This window comes from Acinetobacter sp. 24-47-66, assembly GCF_056779755.1.
Window position 1 is genome coordinate 181,859 of record NZ_JBWYIL010000003.1, and the last position, 18,945, is coordinate 200,803.

Below are 18,945 nucleotides of genomic sequence, written 5' to 3' on the forward strand. Positions count from 1 at the left end.
TCCGTATTTAGGTGCTGTATTACTTACCTGTCTTTTCTTTAATAAATTGACGAGCAAATTGTATTTTTTCTTTTACAGGTTTAGGAATTTTTGGTGGAATTAATTTAGCGACTTGGTTAAACCATACCAATAAGCTGAAATCACCTTCCATTTTAATACTGCCATTTTGCATACCCGTCATGAATGCAGTTGGATCACCTTTCAACAGGGTTTTAACACCTTGCTCGCTATCAGCAAACTGAAGTACGAAATCTGCTTTCTCTGCATCACCTGAAACAGAATCAATCTGACCATTGTTGACTAAAATCTGACGTGCAACACCTAGATCTGTACCTATTTGAATACGGAACTGACGATCATGAATTAACTCAATAAATTTTGGACTCGTACGTGACAATTGTTTCATACGCAACGCCAAACCTAACACCAAAAGGTCTAGTGGATCTGTGCTTGCATCAACGATAGGTAATTTCACAACAGGTATTGAAGATAGTTTCATGACAATTTAAGTCCGTTTTTTTAATATCAAAAATAATTGATTCATCCTAGCATATCTTATAAGTAAGGAAATGCAGCTTTGTTTAACAAAACGTATAGGCAAAAAAAAGGTATATCATTTTGATACACCTTTAAATATAAAATTGTTACCACGCAGTTTTGGTCTACATATCATTTGTCATGAGTAGGATTTAATCGTCCTCATATACAGGAGTATGTTCAATATAACGACGATTTTCTAAAGCCTTTTGCGCACGACTATCTTCGCGAAGTAAGAAAGCCGTTAAAGCCACCATGGCTAAGCTAATCGCTGTTAAATAACTATATGCCAAAGACATGTCAAAGACGTGTTGGACACTATAACGAATACCTTCAAGTAAACCCCAGAAGACCATACCCGCCAACATAAACCCTAGCCAATGACGATAAGGTGAAAAGAATACGGCCGCCAATGCTACAGCGATCAGAGCAAATCCGAGTATCGTTGCAAAAGTTAAAGTGACCATAAAAATCTCCGTCAAAATTTAGATGTTTCAAATACTGCCTAATGGTGTTTCACAACAAATTAAATAACGCTTCACTTTCTTCAATGGTCTTGTTGGCGTTTATGAAAGCATTATGGTGAGTTTTTTTCAGAAAAAAAGACCTGATGCTTTTGTAAGCGACACATATTGTCGCAACATTCTTTTGTCATTACATTTTTTAAGATTAGACATTTTTCATAGAGTCAGAATCAGTCAAACTTGGCGTGTCATTACAAAAAAATACCTCGTAATTTTTTGTCAAAAACATCTTTTTTTCGATGATGACCATCTGTTTTTTCGTCTGAACTTAGCTGATTAAAATTTGTCTAAGAATGATTCACTTAGATAAAAAAAAGCGACCATTTGGTCGCCTTTTTAATAAGCTTTTTTTGATTTTAAGCTCGACTTAAATCTTTATCATGTACACCTAACAGGTACAGAACACCATCCAACCCAACACTTGAGATGGCTTGATTTGCATTTTGACGCACCAATGGTTTAGCACGGAATGCAACGCCCAAGCCCGCTATAGAGAGCATTGGCAAATCATTCGCACCATCACCTACTGCAATCGTTTGCTCAAGTGAAATGCCCATTTCATCCGCAATTTGGCCTAATAAAAATGCTTTACGAGCGCCATCCACAATATGCCCTTTAACTTCGCCAGTGACCTGCCCATCTTGAACATCCAAGATATTGGCATGAACTTCATCAATCCCAAGTTTTTCTTGTAAATATTCAGCGAAGTATTGGAAGCCACCAGATAAAATAGCCGTACGATAACCCAAAGATTTCAGGGTTGAAATAAGACGTTCTGCACCTTCAGTAATCGTTAAACGTTCTGCAATTTTAGGCAATACAGAAGCATCCATACCTTTCAGTAGCGCCACACGCGCACGGAAACTGCTCTGAAAGTCCAGCTCACCTTGCATAGCACGCTCAGTAATTTCTGCGACTTGTGCACCGACACCTGCTTCAATTGCAAGCTCATCAATCACTTCTTGTTCGATCAGCGTTGAATCCATATCAAAGCAAACTAAACGACGATTACGACGGTACGGCGTGTCTTCTTGTACTGCAACATCGACACTAAGGTCATTTGATAAACTTAAACATGCCGCTCGCATCGCTGCAGCATCTAACATCTGACCGCTCAAACCAAATTGCACACAAGCACGTTTTGGTTCATTTTCAAAATGATTCAACGTTGGGCGACCAGACAAACGAGTGACTGTTTCAATATTAAACCCTTGACTTGAAACAATATTAGTCACTGCTTGCAAATGTGCTGCGGTAAGTTCAGGTGCCAATGCCGTCACGATATATCGTGTACGTCCACCCTCTTTCACCCATTGCTCATAATCTTCTGAATCGATCGGTTTAAAGCGCACAGTAAGACCAATATCGTGTGCTAAAATCAGAATATCTTTCATGGCCAAAGCCGTTGCTGTCTGGTCTTCGGAAGCAACCACGATGCCGAGAGTCAATTGGTTATGGATAACTGCTTGTCCTACATCTAAAATTTGCAAAGAATGTACGGACAACACCTGCATCAATCGAGTAAACTGATTCGGTTGGTCAGGTCCTAAAAATGAAATAAGAATGATTTCTCGCATGAATTGACTCGGGTCTGAGCTACGAATATTGTAAGAATCATAATCGAAATTGAATTAATTTTCTTTGGAAGTTTACGTTGAATGCGCCTAGACAAGGGCTATTTGCTAGCCTGCTGATTGTAAGTTTTGCCTTGCATACCTTTTTATTGGTTATTGCAACGACACATCAATTAAATGAAAACCGTGCAAGCCAAGGTTTGCTAATGACGACTCAACTGGTCGCAGATAGCTTAACTGAACTTGAACCTGCCAATACTGTATCTCTTGCATTATTAGCCAACCGCTATGCAACGAATCCAAGTGTTGCATATATACGTATTCTTGGCACAGGAGATCAAGTTCTCGCGACTGCAGGCTTGTCTAAGACGCGTCAGGGTGAAATCTTCGTTCGAGATGCACTACAAAATGAAAAGAAAATTGGCAGTGTGGAAATCACATTGGTTAAATCAAGTATCGGTGAAATATTAAGAACACAATGGCTGGCGATCCTCTCGTCACTCTTTATTCATGGCTTATTATGGTTGGCTTATCGTGCCATTGCTCGCCCTACTCGTAGCGAATATCTTGCGAGATTAAATAATGAGTCCCGTTTACGTCATGAGATCAAACTGCTCACTGAAGCATTAGAACTGGAAAAGAGTCAGCCTAAACAACCTCATACGCCAGAGCAAAATAAAGAACAAGCTGCAATTACGCCAAAAGTACCGACTCTGCAGTTAAATCAGGATGCTTTATCACTGAATATCCAATTTTATGATCCGAAACAATTAATTAATACGGTCAACAAATCTGTCTCTTTACCTTATTTTAATTTATGTCAAATTTTCTTAAATAAGAGTATTGAACTGTGTACAGCGCATTATCATTTGAATGTTGATGATATCGTTGTGAATCGTAGTTTTGATCAACAAGGCGCTGTCATCAGTATTTCTTCACTCAAGAATAACTCGATTGCTTGCATCTTAATGATTGGTTCGGTGTTTCAATTATTGTCAGAAGTACTCTATAAACGTTACCGTGAGGATAAACGGTTCGTATTACAAACGCGCTGTGCTGTAACCGCGCCAGTGGAAGCAATGCAACTCGACTCAGTACAAGCGGCGGAAAGACTCACACATCACCTGATTGCGAAAGAAATGGCGCTATATTTGACCCACGATCAGTTAAAGCATATTGGTGAATGCTATCAATTGGTTCCGATGCCGAATCCAACCAGTGTGTTAACACGTCACGCTTTCATGATTAATGGTATGAACGAAGCCTGTGCCGAACTTGCACAAAATATCCGTACTGAAATTTTGAAAGGCAAAGCTCAAAGCTCTTCGACGGATCGCACAATCAGCTCTTAATTAGATTAAATTTTAATAAGTAAACCAGATTTGATGCTAAGTTAAATCTGGTTTTTCTTTTTTAAAGCTCACAGTCGTGAAAAGTTAGACTAAGCGTCTAGTTTGTATACAAAATTGCTCTTTTGGTAATTTTATCTCTCTTTTCAATGTGCTATGAAGGTGTAAGTTGGACTGTGTTGAATGGTACAGTCATAAGCATAGGCAAACTGACTAAAAAAGCGTTAGACTATGGCGCAACAAATTTATTCAAATGTCAGAATGACATAACAAAAAGGTGAAGGTTGATGTCGCTCAATACTGTAGAAGAACTTGTAGCAGATATCCGTGCAGGAAAAATGGTCATCCTGATGGATGATGAAGATCGTGAAAATGAAGGCGACCTCGTTATTGCTGCAACGCACGTACGACCTGAAGACATTAATTTCATGATCACGCATGCTCGTGGCTTAGTTTGTTTAACCTTAAGCCGTGAACGCTGCAAACAATTAAATTTACCGTTGATGGTTGATGCGAATGGCGCTCAACACGGGACAAACTTCACGCTTTCTATTGAAGCTGCAAATGGCATTTCTACAGGTATTTCTCCAGCAGAACGTGCGCACACGATTCAAACAGCAGTTGCGGCACATGCAAAACCAGCAGATATCGTTCAGCCAGGCCATATTTTTCCACTCATGGCACAACCAGGTGGTGTGCTCCATCGTGCAGGTCATACCGAAGCAGGTTGTGATTTAGCTCGTCTTGCAGGTCTTGAACCAGCTTCTGTGATTTGTGAAATTATCAATGAAGACGGGACTATGGCCCGTCGTGCTGACCTTGAAATTTTTGCTGAAAAACACGGTCTAAAAATTGGTACAATTGCTGATCTTATTCACTACCGTATGACCAATGAACAAACGGTAGAGCGTTTGGATCAACAAAAACTCGATACCGAGTATGGTACTTTTGATCTTTACCGTTATCGTGAAGTCGGGAATCCTGATATTCATTTGGCATTGGTTAAAGGTCAACCTGAAGAGGGTGTGACGACTGTTCGCGTTCATGGCTTCAATCCGGCGCGAGACTTATTAAAGCTTAATAAGCAAGATGGTGAAGCAGCTTGGAATTTAGATCGTGCTTTAAAAGAAATTGCTCAAAGCGATCGTGGTGTCTTGGTATGGATTGGACAACGTCAGCCGTCTGATTTAGGTCCAGCATTAGAAGCATTAACTGCGCCAAAACCAGCCAAGTCAAATGCTGCCTTATCGCAGCAATACCAAACGATTGGTGTGGGTGCACAAATTTTACGTGATTTAGGCGTACAGAAAATGAAGCTCCTGAGCTCACCTTTACGCTTCAATGCATTGTCTGGCTTTAATTTAGAAGTGGTCGAATACATCACAGCTGATCAGAGCTCTCATTCATAACTCTTATTAAATATCGAGGTTGCTATGGCGATTCGCCGTATTGAAGGTTTATTACATCTCGCGAGCGAAGATCGTTACGCGATTCTAGTTGGTCGTTTTAACAGCTTTGTTGTTGAACATTTATTAGAAGGTGCAATTGATACATTGCATCGACATGGTGTTAAAGACGATAATATCACTGTCGTTCACGCGCCAGGCGCTTGGGAACTTCCGGTTGTGGCGAAAAAACTCGCAAATTCTGGTAAGTTTGATGCGGTAATTGCACTTGGTGCAGTTATTCGCGGTAGCACTCCTCACTTTGACTTTGTTGCTGGTGAATGTGCAAAAGGCCTTGGTGTTGTTGGTTTAGAAGCTGGTTTACCTGTAATCAATGGCGTATTGACTACAGACAGCATTGAACAAGCCATCGAGCGTTCAGGTACAAAAGCAGGTAATAAAGGTGGTGAAGCTGCCTTGACTGCAATTGAAATGGTTAACTTGCTAAAGGCGATCTAAAGCATGTCGCAGACACTCCAAGCTACTTATGCAGCTAAACGCAAAGCACGTCGTTTTGCTGTACAAGGGATTTATGAATGGCAAATGAGCCACAACCCTGTGCATGAAATTGAAGCACGTACACGTGCTGAAAATGCCATGCATAAAGTGGATCTCAGCTATTATCACGAGTTGCTCACACAAGTGATTGCAAATCATGAAGCATTGGATGCGTTATTAATTCCAGTACTAGATCGTGAGATCTCGGCACTGGACGGCGTTGAATTAGCTACTTTGCGTCTTGGCGCGTATGAATTGAAAGAGCATCTTGAAATTCCATATCGCGTCGTTCTCGATGAAGCAATTGAATTAGCTAAACACTTCGGCGGTGCAGATAGTCACAAATACATCAATGGTGTATTAGACCGTTTGGCACAAAGCCTGCGTGAAGCAGAAAAGCAACAAGCAAAATAAGTTGTTGTTGAAATGGCTGAGTTTTCTATTATTGACACCTATTTCAATCGACCGAGTTATTCTTCAGTCGATTTAGGTGTCGGTGATGACTCAGCCCTGCTCACCCCACCTCCACAGCAACAATTGGTCATTTGTGCCGATACCCTCGTTGCTGGTCGACATTTCCCCATCGATACAGATCCCCATGCGATTGGATGGAAATCTGTAGCTGTGAATCTTTCAGACATTGCAGCCATGGGTGCAAAACCTCAAAGCATTCTCTTGGCATTGAGTCTACCCCAAATTGATCATGATTGGCTAAAAGGGTTTAGTCAGGGTTTGTATGATTGTTGCGATCAATTTGGAGTAAGTTTAATTGGCGGCGACACAACGCAAAGCCCACATCTCACATTATCAGTTACCGCTCTAGGCTGGGTGGATATTGGAAAAGCCGTGCCACGTTCTGGTGCTCAAGCAGGTGATTTAATCTGTGTATCCGGCACTGTCGGTGATGCTGCATTCGGATTAAAATATCCCGATCATGCTTTAAAAAAACGTCTCGATTATCCCACTCCACGTTGTGAACTCGGTCAAGCGCTTAAAGGATTGGCGCATAGTATGATTGACGTATCCGATGGTTTAGCACAAGATTTAGGACATATTCTCAAAGCATCTTATGTTGGTGCCGACCTACACTTAGATCAACTTCCACTTAGTCCTGCCTTACAAGCATTGTCCAATCAGCAAAAATGGAAATTGGCTTTAGCAGGTGGTGATGATTATGAATTGTGTTTTACCATTCCTTTACCTGCCTTGGATGAATTAAAAGCTCGACACTGCGATACACCGATCACGGTGATTGGTGTCGTAAAAGAGACACAGCAATTAGATTTTTATCATCATCAACAACCACAAGAACTAGAATTACAGGGATATCAGCACTTTGCAAAAACAACCAATTAATTTTAAAACGATGACTTGGTCTGAACGTTTCATTGTTTTTTGTGGCGTTGGATTCGGTTCTGGTTTAGCGCCAAAAGCACCTGGTACTTTTGGTTCAGCTTTTGCCTTGTTGTTTATCCCTGCTTTCATGGCAATAGGTTTTTTGTATAGCACGATTGCCATAATCGTTATGTCATTGATTGGGATATATATTTGTGGAAGAGCCGCTGATATAATGCGCGTCCATGATGACGGACGAATTGTGTGGGATGAATTTGCGGGTCAATCGATCACGTTTCTCCCTTTAATCTACCTAGGCCTGATGAATTGGGTATGGCTTTTTATTGGTTTTGCACTTTTCCGTCTCTTTGATGTTTGGAAACCTTGGCCGATTCGCGTCATTGATCGTCAAGTCGACGGTGGTTTCGGCATTATGCTTGATGACCTGATCGCAGGTCTGTGGGCAGCACTTTGTATTATAATTTATCTCTATATTGATATGGCTTAAGCCAAGCTCCAAAGAAAGGATGTTGTATGTCAACCACAGTTGTTATTCTTGCTGCAGGTAAAGGGACGCGAATGCGTTCAAAACTACCAAAAGTATTACAGCCTTTAGCAGGACGTCCACTCTTAGGGCATGTCATTGAAACCGCAAAAAAAATACAAGCTGAAAATATTATTACTATTTTCGGTCACGGCGGCGCTCTAGTTAAACAAGCATTTTCGACAGAAAATATTGACTGGGTTGAACAAGCTGAACAACTTGGTACAGGTCACGCTGTTCAAATGACCTTACCTGTCTTACCCAAAGATGGTATTTCTTTAATTTTATCCGGCGATGTGCCTTGTATTACAGCCGATACATTACAAAAATTACTTGAAGCAACACAATCTAAAGGTATTGGCTTAGTCACACTTACACTAGACGATGCTTCAGGTTACGGTCGTATCGTGAGAGAAAATGGTAAAATCCAAGCCATTGTTGAACATAAAGATGCTTCTGAAGCGCAACGTTTAATTCAAGAAATTAATACTGGCATTTATGCAGTAAGCAATGCCAAATTGCACGAGTGGTTGCCACGTCTGAATAATAATAATGCGCAAGGCGAATATTATTTAACAGATATCGTAGCAATGGCTATTGACGATGGACTCGAAATTGCCTCAGTTGAACCTGCTTTAGCTTTCGAAGTTGAAGGTGTAAATGATCGTGTGCAATTGGCAGCATTGGAAAGAGAATACCAAAACTACCAAGCGAAATTACTGATGCAGCAAGGTGTACATTTGATCGACCCGAGTCGTTTCGATCTCCGAGGTTCACTCAAGGTTGGTCAAGATGTACGTATCGATATCAATGTCATTATCGAGGGCGAATGTGAACTTGGTGACAATGTCGAAATCGGTGCAGGCTGTGTAATTAAAAACTCCAAAATTGCTGCAGGCACGAAAGTTCAACCGTATAGCGTATTTGATTCAGCCATTGTGGGTGAGCAGACTCAAATTGGACCATTCGCACGTTTGCGCCCTGGTGCTAAATTGGCAAATGAAGTACACATTGGCAACTTTGTTGAAGTGAAAAACACCACCATTGGTTTAGGCTCTAAAGCCAATCATTTTACGTACTTAGGTGATGCTGAAGTGGGTGAGGGTTCAAATATCGGCGCGGGTACGATCACATGTAATTATGATGGTGCCAACAAGTTTAAAACGATCATTGGTGACCAAGCCTTTATAGGTTCAAACAGCTCTTTAGTCGCGCCGGTTAAAATTGGTAATGGTGCAACAGTTGGTGCTGGATCGACGATTACTCGTGATGTGGATGATCATAGTTTAGCGGTAGAACGCTCTAAACAATTTGTGAAAGACAATTATCCACGTCCACAAAAGATTAAGAATTAAGGGGATTACAATATGTGTGGTATCGTCGGCGGTGTAGCAGAACGAAGCATAACGAATATTCTAATTGAAGGCTTAAAGCGTCTTGAATACCGTGGTTATGACTCAGCGGGATTAGCTTTAATCAATGCAGGTCAAGTTTTACGTGAACGTCGTGTCGGTAAAGTTATCAACCTTGAAGAAGCGGTTTTAGAAGCAGCGATCACTGGCGCGCTTGGTATCGCACATACACGTTGGGCTACTCATGGCAAACCTACAGAAAATAATGCACATCCGCATATATCTGGTCAAGTCGCTGTGGTACATAACGGTATTATTGAAAATTACCAAGAGCTTAAAGATGATCTTGAAGCATTAGGATATGTGTTTACATCCCAAACAGATACTGAAGTTGTTGCACACTTAGTTCATGATGCACTGAAGTCTGCTCCTAACCTGCTTAAAGCCGTTGAACAAGTTGTGCCTCAACTCAAAGGTGCATTTGCACTCGGTATCGTACATACAGATTACCCAAATGAATTGATCACTGTTCGTGAAGGTTCACCGCTCGTGATCGGCGTGGGAATTGGTGAGAACTTTATCAGTTCTGATCAATTGGCCCTATTACCGATTACCAATCGTTTTATATACCTTGAAGAAGGTGATATTGCGCGTTTAACACGTGATACGATTGAAGTCTATGTACAAGGTGAGCGCGTTGAACGCCCTGTCAAAGAACTTGATGCGACAGTGAGTAATGCTTCAAAAGGTGAATATAAGCATTACATGCTGAAAGAAATTTATGAGCAACCCGAAGCGATCAAGCAAACCATCTCTCAAGCCTTAAATGCCGATCACTTACGTGATGATTTTCTTGCAAATGCTGTAGAAGATTTTTCTCAGATTCAGCAAGTTCAAATCATCGCTTGCGGTACCAGTTACCATGCAGGCATGATCGCAAAATATTGGTTTGAACAACTGATTGATGTACCTTGCCAAGTTGAAATTGCAAGTGAGTTCCGCTATCGCACTCCAGTCATCGTGAACAATACACTCTATGTGTGTATTTCTCAATCAGGTGAAACTGCCGACACATTGGCTGCTCTTCGTGATACACAAAAACGTGCCAAAGCGAAAAATATTAATATCACCACGATGACGATCTGTAACGTTGCAACATCTTCCATGGTGCGTGAAACAGATTACAGCTTATTGACATTAGCAGGTCCAGAAATTGGGGTTGCGTCGACCAAAGCATTCACCACACAACTTGCTGCCTTGATGCTTCTCGTGCTTAAGTTCGGTCAAGTTAAACAAACGATTTCTAATGAACAAGTAACTGAAATCATTACTGGATTGTGGCATACACCTAAAGTGATTCTTGACACATTACAATGTGATAAAGAAATTTTACGCCTATCTGAATTGTTTGTTGAAAAACAACATTGCCTATTTTTAGGTCGTGGAACACAGTTCCCAATCGCGCTTGAAGGAGCGCTTAAACTGAAAGAAATTTCATATATTCATGCTGAAGGTTATGCAGCTGGTGAGTTGAAACACGGCCCATTGGCCTTAGTTGATAATGATATGCCTGTTGTCATTCTTGCTCCTCAGGATGACATGCTTGATAAGCTCAAATCAAATATGGAAGAGGTTCAAGCACGTGGTGGTGAGCTGTTTGTATTTGCAGATGAAAATAGTGGCATTAAGGAAAAAGAGCGCCAACACGTTGTTCAAGTTCCGAGCGTTTCAGCACTATTATCACCAATCGTATACAGTATTCCTGTGCAGCTTTTGTCCTATCACGTCGCTGTACTACGCGGTACCGATGTAGATCAGCCGCGTAACTTAGCTAAGTCAGTTACGGTTGAATAATTCAATTTGATCTACACTTAAAAAGTGTATGAGAGTAATAAAGTTTCATACTGAGTAATAAAGTCTCATACTGAGTAATAAAGTGTAATACTGAATTGCTCAAAAAATCCACACAAGCTATGCTCTAAACAGCATGATGTGTGGATTTTTTTATGGCCAACTTTAAGAACACACAAAATCATGAACTCAAAATTCAAAAATGGATTAAAGAAGGACGAGGACAGGGTTTTGGAAATAGCTATAAACCTTGGCTCACAATTCGAGATGTGAGTTCAGAAGGTCGATCTCACCGAGTTTTTGGTCATAAAAGCCAAAGAACTCATCACCTTCTTTCGGATCTAGAACTTTCTACTTTTCTATTACTAGAATGGCATCCAACGACTATCGATATCCGAGAACAATATCCCTTAGACATTGAAAAAACTCTAGAAATTGCGAAGACAATTGGAATCCCTCACCCTAGATTTGGGAAACACTATCAAATCATGACAAGTGATTTTTTAGTGGATACACATAATACAATAACACCTAAATTTGTAGTCCAAGTTAAATATTCAAATGCTCTCAATGACCCACGCACAATAGAAAAAATAGAAATTGAACGACAATATTGGAAACAGCAAAACATACCCTTTTATATTTTTACCGAGCACCAAGTTCCTAAGACTGTTAGCCAGAACATCCAATGGTTATACAGTTCAATAAATACTCTGGAAATAAGTGAACAAGATACGCTAGATAAACTTAACTTTTATGCGGATATTTTCATTAAAAATAAATCTAAAAAGATTAATGAATTAGCGAGAACGATTGATCAAAAATATCATTTTGAGTTAGGACAATCGTTAAGAGAAATTAGAGACCTACTTGCTCAAAGGTATTTCATATTTGATCTTAATATTTCTTTTAAGGATTTAAATACAGACCATATTCAATTGGGCGAACTAAATATTTGGAATGAGGTACTTCATGCTGAAAATCAATGAAGTATTAACTTTTGAAAGCTCTTTATTTAGGATTTTAACTATCCTACCTGACTCTGTGATTTGGATTAGTCTTGATTTGGAAAATGCTTTTCCAATTGAAGTTAGTAGAACAGAAATCTTAAAAGGTTTGGAAGATGGCAATATTAAAAGAACAATAGACCCACATGAGTCACTTGCTTTCATTCAACCTGAGAAGGAATCAATACAAGAAATAAAACGTGACCAAAATTATGCTCTTATTTATCCTCTGATCTCTCATGAATTATTTTATATTCCAATACAAAGAGGCAAAATAATTAGTGAAATCATGAATCAACATGAAGTCACCAAACAAACTATTTATCGCTTAGCTCGCAGATATTGGCAAAGAGGTCAAACTCCTAATGCATTGCTTCCTGATTACAGAAATAGTGGAGCTAAGGGTCAAAAAAGAATAGCTAAAGACAAAAAATTAGGTCGACCTCGTATCTATAATAGTGAACAAGGCATTAATGTTAATGAGAACATTGAAAAACTTTTCTATCGCACCATTAAATTATTCTTTTTAAAAGACAACAAGCATTCACTCCCATTTGTATATCGAAAATTTCAAACCACATATAAAAATCTCTATCCTGATATAGCAGAATCAGATATTCCAACAATATGGCAGTTTAAGTATTACTACGAAAAAGAATTCAAAAAAATTGAAAGCATAAAATCTCGTATTGGTACATCCAACTACCGAAAGGACTATCGTCCTTTGCAATCAACGTCTAACGCTCAAGTCACAGGCCCTGGTGCACGTTATGAAATTGATGCCACGATCGCTGATATTTATCTTGTTTCCAATTCAAATCCAGAAAGTATCGTTGGTAGACCCACCATTTACTTTGTGATTGACGTCTTCAGTAGATTAGTCACAGGCTTTTATATAGGTTTTGAATCACCTTCATATTTAGCTGCAATACAAGCATTGAATATAGCGATGACCGATAAGGTTCAGTATTGTGCTGAGTATGGGATCTCAATTCAGCAAGAGGATTGGCCAGCTGTTGGTCTACCTGATGCTTTACTCGCGGATCGAGGAGAATTATTAGGCTATCAAATTGAAGCCTTAGAGAAAACTTTCGCTGTAAGACTTGAAAATGCACCAGCTAGACGTGGTGATGCTAAAGGCATCGTAGAACAAGCTTTCAATACATATCAGGCTTATTTCAAAAAAGAAGGTAAGGGAAAAGGTATTGTTGAAGGCACAACTGTAAAAAAGACTGGTGGTAATGATTACCGTCAAGATGCCACATTAAATATTCACCAATTTACTGAAATCATTCTTGCTTGCATCATCTCGCATAATCAATTTCATGTGCTAAAAACATATGATCGTGAAGCAGATATGCCCAATGACTTACCAACTATTCCCTTACATTTATGGAATTGGGGTATTCAAAACCGAACAGGAAAATTGAGAAGTGTTCCAGAAGAAGCACTCAGAATCGCATTATTGCCACGTACTAAAATCACAATATCAGAACTAGGTATCAAAGCATTTGGTCTTTACTACCTAGCGAAAGAAGTACTTGATCTCGGTTGGTTACATCGTAAAACAGGAAGTTCTCGTCCTCAAAACCTTGAAGCCGCATATGATCCTTACTCAGTGAATAAAATTTATATTTTTCCGAAAGATAATAGTCTCGAATATTGGATAGGGTCTCTCTCCGATCGATCGAGAGAATTTAAAGATTGTACTTTATGGGAAGTCAAAGAAAGGCAAAAAGCCCAAAAAGAGCACCTTGTACAACACGAACTAGAGGCTTCAAAAAAACGAAGAGAGCTTGAAGCTTTTATCAGTGAAAAACTTAAAACTAAGCTTCCGAAGAATCCAATTAAACCATCTCAACGAATCGCTGAAATAACTAAAAATAAAGCAAAAGAAAAAAATATTGAACGCAAAGCTAAGGTAAAACAGCAAGAAATATTGGATACAAATATTATTCCAATGCCTAAACTGAAAGCCTCAATTAAGCCTCAAGATGCTGAAGCGGTTCATTATCCAGACTTAACAGACGAATTGTTTGGTGAGGATGACTAAATGACTTTGCCATTAAACTTTATTCAAGCACGTTACACACCTAGTTTTGGTGAATATAAAGACAATCCATTTATTGAGGCTCTACCACCAATCATGCAAGAAATTGCGGATATCAAAGCTAATCTGATTGGAAAGGTGGACTTTAATCCTGAAGATATTCTGAGATCTAAGAACGAAAGAATTCATCTTTCATCGCAACTTCTTCATCAATTTTTTCAACCCATTACTCGACATATTTCATTAGAACAAAAAATTGCAATATTAATTCGTCAAGGCTATGTAGGACGCAATATTGCTGATGGTAAATTGCACCAACATTTGCAAAACGGTTATGAGCGTATTATGTCAGGAGACATTAACGCCTTTAGATTTGATGCACCAAAATCTACAGCTTTAAGCTATTCACTGATCGGTTGTTCAGGAAGTGGCAAAAGTACAACCCTACAGCGAATTCTGAACCTCTATCCTCAAGTGATTTATCATGAAAAATATAACTTCACTCAACTCGTTTATCTAAAAATAGACTGTCCTCATGATGGCTCTTTAAAAAATCTATGTTTGCATTTCTTTAAGGCGATTGATGTTGCATTAGGAACAGATTTTGAAAGAAAAGTTGCCTTAAAAAGATTAGGAATCGAAGCTCTACTCAACTATATGCGTCAAATTACCAATACCTATGCTATTGGTGTACTCGTCATTGATGAAATCCAACACCTGAGTGTTAAAAATTCAGGTGGTGCTGAAAAAATGCTGAACTTTTTTGTCACCTTAATCAATGTTGTAGGTTTGCCAGTGGTTATGGTCGGCACCCCCAAAGCCAAATTTATATTTGATGGAGATCTGCGTTCAGCGCGTCGTGGGGCTGGTTTCGGAGCTGTTATATGGGAACCTATGAAGAACAATCCCCCATTATCAAATACCACGACGAGAACAGAATGGATGGCTTTTACCAATGCTCTATGGAAATACCAATGGCTAACCAATAAAGGACAACTGAGTGACGAAATTCGAGACTGTTGGTATGAGCTGTCTCAAGGCGTACTGGATATAGTCGTCAAACTTTTTGTTTTGGCTCAATGTCGAGCGATCATGACAGGACTAGAAAGAATAACGCCAAGTTTGCTTAGACAAGTCTATGAGGATGAACTCAAATTTGTCCATCCAATGATAGAAGCGCTTAAGTCTGGAGATCCTAATCGCATCGCACTTTATTCCGACTTAACTATTCCATATGTGGACAAGACCTTACTTCTACTTCAGAAAAAAATAGAAGAAGAACAAGAAAAAGTTGAACAATATAATGGAAATGTACATGCTCAAAGATTGCATAACCTACTGATTGCCACTGGATATCCAGAATCTAAAGTAATTTCTGTAATCAAAAAAGCCTTTGTCGATTTCCCTCATCTCAATATGCAAGAACTCATGCCTATCGTTTCTAATTGGCTCACTGAGGTCGAGGTGGATAAAGAAATCAAACCTGAAAAAATGAATCTCAGAAAAATAAAACAAAGTGAATGGGTGAGCTTACCGTCAGATGATTTAAGGTTTAAGTTTTCTCAAAAGCAAAAATCCCAAAATTTTTATGACGTTCTTCAATCGAGCGATTTAATTTTTGATACTCAAACTTGGGTGCAATCAATGTAATAGTGAAATTGGCATGTTGAATTTTCCTACACCATATCCCAATGAATTAATTTATAGCACGATAGCTAGAGCTGGAATTCATCATGCTATTACAAGCCCTAAGCAATTACTTGAAGAAGTATTTGCTAATCGTAAGGTTATTGCCACGATTGATTTACCTAGCCATCTCATATGCCTGTTAACGCATTTATCACCGAACTACACACTTGAAAAGATTGTTTATGAACATACTCTTTTTCCAATCCACGCTCTATTTTCTCCTGAAAATACACGGTTAAAATGCCTTCACTGGATGGGGAGTCAATCAAAAGGTTCTATCCATTTAGCATTAGGAGTTGCGGCATCCAAAGTTAAGCAGATAACAACGCATCGCTATTGTCACCATTGCTTAGAAGAACAATATCGCCAATATGGAGAATTCTTTTGGTCAAGAGTTTGGTATATCCAAGGCGCAAATTGTTGTAGCAAACATAAAGTTAAATTGTCAGAATTTTTACCACCAGCCCATTTGAATGGACGACATCAATTTATTCCTGCAAGTTTCATCCTAGATCGTAAGCAACCTCATAACCCTGCTCATGAGTTAGATCTAATCGTGAGTAAGCGTGTTGATGAGCTGTTAAACCTTCCTCCAACAACATCACCTAGCTTTCATCAATGGACTCAATTCTATCAACGTATTGCAAAACGATCAGGTTTCAAAAAAAGCTCTAAACACATTGATCATTCAAAAATTTATCCAGCCGTTATAAAAATATGGGATCTCAAATGGTTACAGCAACATCACCTAGATGAACTGAAGTCCGAAACAAGTTGGCTTAAAGCTATCTTTAGAAAGCATCGTAAGTCATTCAGTTATCTTGAACATATTATTGTTTTAGAGACGTTTTTACCTAAAGGCTGGACATGGGTAGCCATTCTGGATGAAATTCATCAATTACCTGCTAAGCACTCGAATACTAATACACCTAGTGAAACATCTAAATGCAAAGACATATTGATGCTCAAAGAAAAACGTAATGAATGGATGTCATTGATTCAAAATTTTGGAATAAAGCCATCTAGAGTCAAAAATGCAGCCTTATATGCATGGCTTTATCGCAATGATAAAACTTGGTTACTCACAAAAAATAAAAGCTTTCACGCTTTGCCCGCAAGTATTCCCATGAAAGTAGATTGGCCTCTGAAGGATTGGCACATGGTGAGGCGATTATTCAAAATATTCTATCAATCATTAGACGATTTGAGTTTACCTAGGCAATCTAGAAACTGGTATCTCAAGCAACTACCTCAACACTCCACCGTAGAGAAAAACCTATATCAGCTGCCCTTAACACATAAATTTTTGAGTACTTTTTCAGAAGATATTAGCTCTTATCAAATCCGAAGAATTACTCGAACCATTATTCAATTTCAAAAAATTAATCAACACCTAGCGAGTTGGCAATTATTACGATATTCGGGATTAAGTGAAGAACGATTAACAGATGAAGCACTCAAATTCCTAAATCAAATGAAAAGGATCGATCATGGCTAAGATCAGTCACATCGCTAAGAATATGAAAATAAAAAAGATTGGTTCTTTGTTTAAAAAACATAACTCAGGCAGTTGGGCAATAAATCTAGCTTTGGAAAATGAAAATAAAATACCTGAGACGACTTTCACTAATTTTTCTAATGCAAAATTATTAAGAAAAAATAGCCACATCAACCCCACTCAAGAATATCCCAAAGGCTACAATTTACGCTTTAAAATTCGTTCAACTCAAGATTGGCTATCTTCTGTCAATAATACAAACTTACCGAAAGGAAAGTTTCTAGAACATTATTTCTTATTTGATGCAGTCCGTGTGGATCAATTCGGTCATCCAATGTCCGAAACCATTAAAATTAAGCTACCTCAATTTGAGCTTGCTCGATCTCTGTTTTTCTACACTCCATATTTAGCAAGATCAGCAATAATAGAGAATAGTTTCAGTATCGATTTTGATATTGTTTCAAATCGAGATCATTACCTCATCAATATTTTACCAGCTTGCTCATACCCTATTTCTCATTTCAATGATTCAGGTATTCGACGCATCTTATCTTGGATTCTTCTTGATCCTGATATTCGACAATCCTTTGAAAGTATCAGTCAGTTTTGTACCAAATATGGCTATGACGTTGACCAATATCGTATATGGAGTTTTTGTTTTAATCCCCCTCAACTCAATGGAGTGATCTTTGATTCATATGGCTATTACAAGGCTGAAACTTCTGAGTTTTTTGTCAATGAAATATCAGGTTTCGAAAGAATCTCAAGCCGAATTTCGAAAGAAGTTGAGTTCTATAGCGATAAATTCATTGAGTCTAAATCAGGTGGTAAAGGTGAAAACTCTTCGGGAACTAAAAATAACGGAAAAGAACCGACCATCAAAGATGACGAGGATGGCAATAGTGATGATGTTCAAATCATTGATGTTGTACCGACACACTTCGACTTCCTAGAAGCCATTGAAACAAGGAAAACTTCTAAAAAAACTAGGCATAGAAATCATGGTACAAAAGATCAAGACTTACCATCCACTAATGCGCCATCGGAAGTTAGCACCAATGAGCCTATTTCTGAGGGTACTATCCCCTCTGCTGAATTTAATGGTGTTGAAGATGAAACTGAAGATCTTCATTTATATCTTGATCGTTTCTCTGCATTTCAACAAATGATTGATTTGTTTTGCAAGGAAAACACAGTTAAAAATTCTACCTTTCAACTCCATAAATTACCCAACATTCAAGGTCACTCCAAACATATAAAAACTGATGGAAATCCTAGATGTGTCGCAGAAGTCAGTTTTCAATTTAATGGGCAAAATATTTTGATCTTAGAAGTAGATACTTCTGATAATAAGAAACCTCTTTCAACTCGTGTCTTATCACTTAAAGACATGAATCAATGGAACCAAACTGATCGTGCCAAAGTTCTTGAGCTTGTCGTCACTCAATGCTTACGTTGGCCAAAAGGCATCTTTAAAAATATTAGCTCTAAAAATAGTACTTTGAACCATCCACGGATGAATTCAAAGAATCAGGATATATCCGAACAAGAATTAAAAGGATGGATGGAGCGTTTAACTAATATTATTTTAAATTAGATTTCTGATGAACAAAAAAAAAGTTTAAAAATTTAAGATTGCCAAACAAGATGCCTTACAATCCGTCTGGTATTAAAGCTATATAATTTTTTTCA

At 38.7% G+C, this 18,945-nt stretch carries 16 protein-coding genes; 13 read left to right on the top strand and 3 right to left on the bottom strand.

The window, feature by feature from the left end:
- Positions 1–19 precede the first annotated feature (19 nt).
- The 3 genes from AC1M84_RS04770 to serB form a co-directional block, all read right to left on the bottom strand.
- A complete protein-coding gene (locus tag AC1M84_RS04770; protein WP_481592791.1) occupies positions 20–499 on the bottom strand; it encodes an SCP-2 sterol transfer family protein in 480 nt (159 codons plus the stop codon).
- A gap of 190 nt (positions 500–689) precedes the next feature.
- Positions 690–1,004, bottom strand: a complete 315-nt coding sequence (aciT, locus tag AC1M84_RS04775) for a ciprofloxacin tolerance protein AciT (protein WP_035264816.1) — start codon at positions 1,002–1,004, stop codon at positions 690–692.
- Between the two features lie 413 nt (positions 1,005–1,417).
- Complete coding sequence (gene serB / locus AC1M84_RS04780) at positions 1,418–2,638, bottom strand: phosphoserine phosphatase SerB (protein ID WP_180028375.1); 1,221 nt, start codon at positions 2,636–2,638, stop codon at positions 1,418–1,420.
- A gap of 77 nt (positions 2,639–2,715) precedes the next feature.
- Between serB and AC1M84_RS04785 the strand changes: the two genes are divergently transcribed.
- The 13 genes from AC1M84_RS04785 (at position 2,716) to AC1M84_RS04845 (ending at position 18,850) form a co-directional block, all read left to right on the top strand.
- Positions 2,716–3,987: a hypothetical protein gene (locus AC1M84_RS04785; RefSeq protein ID WP_481592789.1), complete on the top strand. Its 1,272-nt coding sequence runs from the start codon at positions 2,716–2,718 to the stop codon at positions 3,985–3,987.
- Positions 3,988–4,271: 284 nt separating this feature from the next.
- Entirely contained in the window at positions 4,272–5,393 is a 1,122-nt protein-coding gene (gene ribBA / locus AC1M84_RS04790) for a bifunctional 3,4-dihydroxy-2-butanone-4-phosphate synthase/GTP cyclohydrolase II (RefSeq protein WP_035264829.1), read from the top strand.
- A gap of 24 nt (positions 5,394–5,417) precedes the next feature.
- Positions 5,418–5,888 (top strand): 6,7-dimethyl-8-ribityllumazine synthase, encoded by a 471-nt coding sequence (gene ribH, locus AC1M84_RS04795; RefSeq protein ID WP_035264832.1) that lies wholly within the window; start codon positions 5,418–5,420, stop codon positions 5,886–5,888.
- 3 nt (positions 5,889–5,891) lie between these two features.
- Positions 5,892–6,341 (top strand): transcription antitermination factor NusB, encoded by a 450-nt coding sequence (gene nusB / locus AC1M84_RS04800; RefSeq protein ID WP_035264834.1) that lies wholly within the window; start codon positions 5,892–5,894, stop codon positions 6,339–6,341.
- Between the two features lie 12 nt (positions 6,342–6,353).
- Positions 6,354–7,283: a thiamine-phosphate kinase gene (thiL, locus tag AC1M84_RS04805; RefSeq protein WP_481594523.1), complete on the top strand. Its 930-nt coding sequence runs from the start codon at positions 6,354–6,356 to the stop codon at positions 7,281–7,283.
- 10 nt (positions 7,284–7,293) lie between these two features.
- On the top strand, positions 7,294–7,770 hold the full coding sequence (locus tag AC1M84_RS04810; RefSeq protein ID WP_081403227.1) for a phosphatidylglycerophosphatase A family protein: 477 nt from the start codon (positions 7,294–7,296) through the stop codon (positions 7,768–7,770).
- A gap of 26 nt (positions 7,771–7,796) precedes the next feature.
- On the top strand, positions 7,797–9,161 hold the full coding sequence (gene glmU / locus AC1M84_RS04815; protein ID WP_481592787.1) for a bifunctional UDP-N-acetylglucosamine diphosphorylase/glucosamine-1-phosphate N-acetyltransferase GlmU: 1,365 nt from the start codon (positions 7,797–7,799) through the stop codon (positions 9,159–9,161).
- 12 nt (positions 9,162–9,173) lie between these two features.
- Complete coding sequence (glmS, locus tag AC1M84_RS04820) at positions 9,174–11,012, top strand: glutamine--fructose-6-phosphate transaminase (isomerizing) (protein ID WP_481594524.1); 1,839 nt, start codon at positions 9,174–9,176, stop codon at positions 11,010–11,012.
- A 152-nt stretch (positions 11,013–11,164) separates the two neighbouring features.
- Entirely contained in the window at positions 11,165–11,998 is an 834-nt protein-coding gene (locus tag AC1M84_RS04825) for a TnsA endonuclease N-terminal domain-containing protein (RefSeq protein ID WP_481586921.1), read from the top strand.
- On the top strand, positions 11,982–14,069 hold the full coding sequence (locus tag AC1M84_RS04830) for a transposase (RefSeq protein ID WP_481594525.1): 2,088 nt from the start codon (positions 11,982–11,984) through the stop codon (positions 14,067–14,069). The genes AC1M84_RS04825 and AC1M84_RS04830 overlap by 17 nt, the downstream gene beginning before the upstream one ends.
- Entirely contained in the window at positions 14,070–15,716 is a 1,647-nt protein-coding gene (locus tag AC1M84_RS04835; RefSeq protein WP_481594526.1) for an AAA family ATPase, read from the top strand.
- 13 nt (positions 15,717–15,729) lie between these two features.
- On the top strand, positions 15,730–17,253 hold the full coding sequence (locus tag AC1M84_RS04840; protein WP_481594527.1) for a TnsD family Tn7-like transposition protein: 1,524 nt from the start codon (positions 15,730–15,732) through the stop codon (positions 17,251–17,253).
- The gene (locus tag AC1M84_RS04845; RefSeq protein ID WP_481594528.1) at positions 17,246–18,850 is read left to right on the top strand and encodes a Tn7-like element transposition protein TnsE; all 1,605 of its coding nucleotides are present in this window, start codon (positions 17,246–17,248) and stop codon (positions 18,848–18,850) included. Before AC1M84_RS04840 ends, AC1M84_RS04845 begins: the two co-directional genes overlap by 8 nt.
- Positions 18,851–18,945 lie beyond the last annotated feature (95 nt).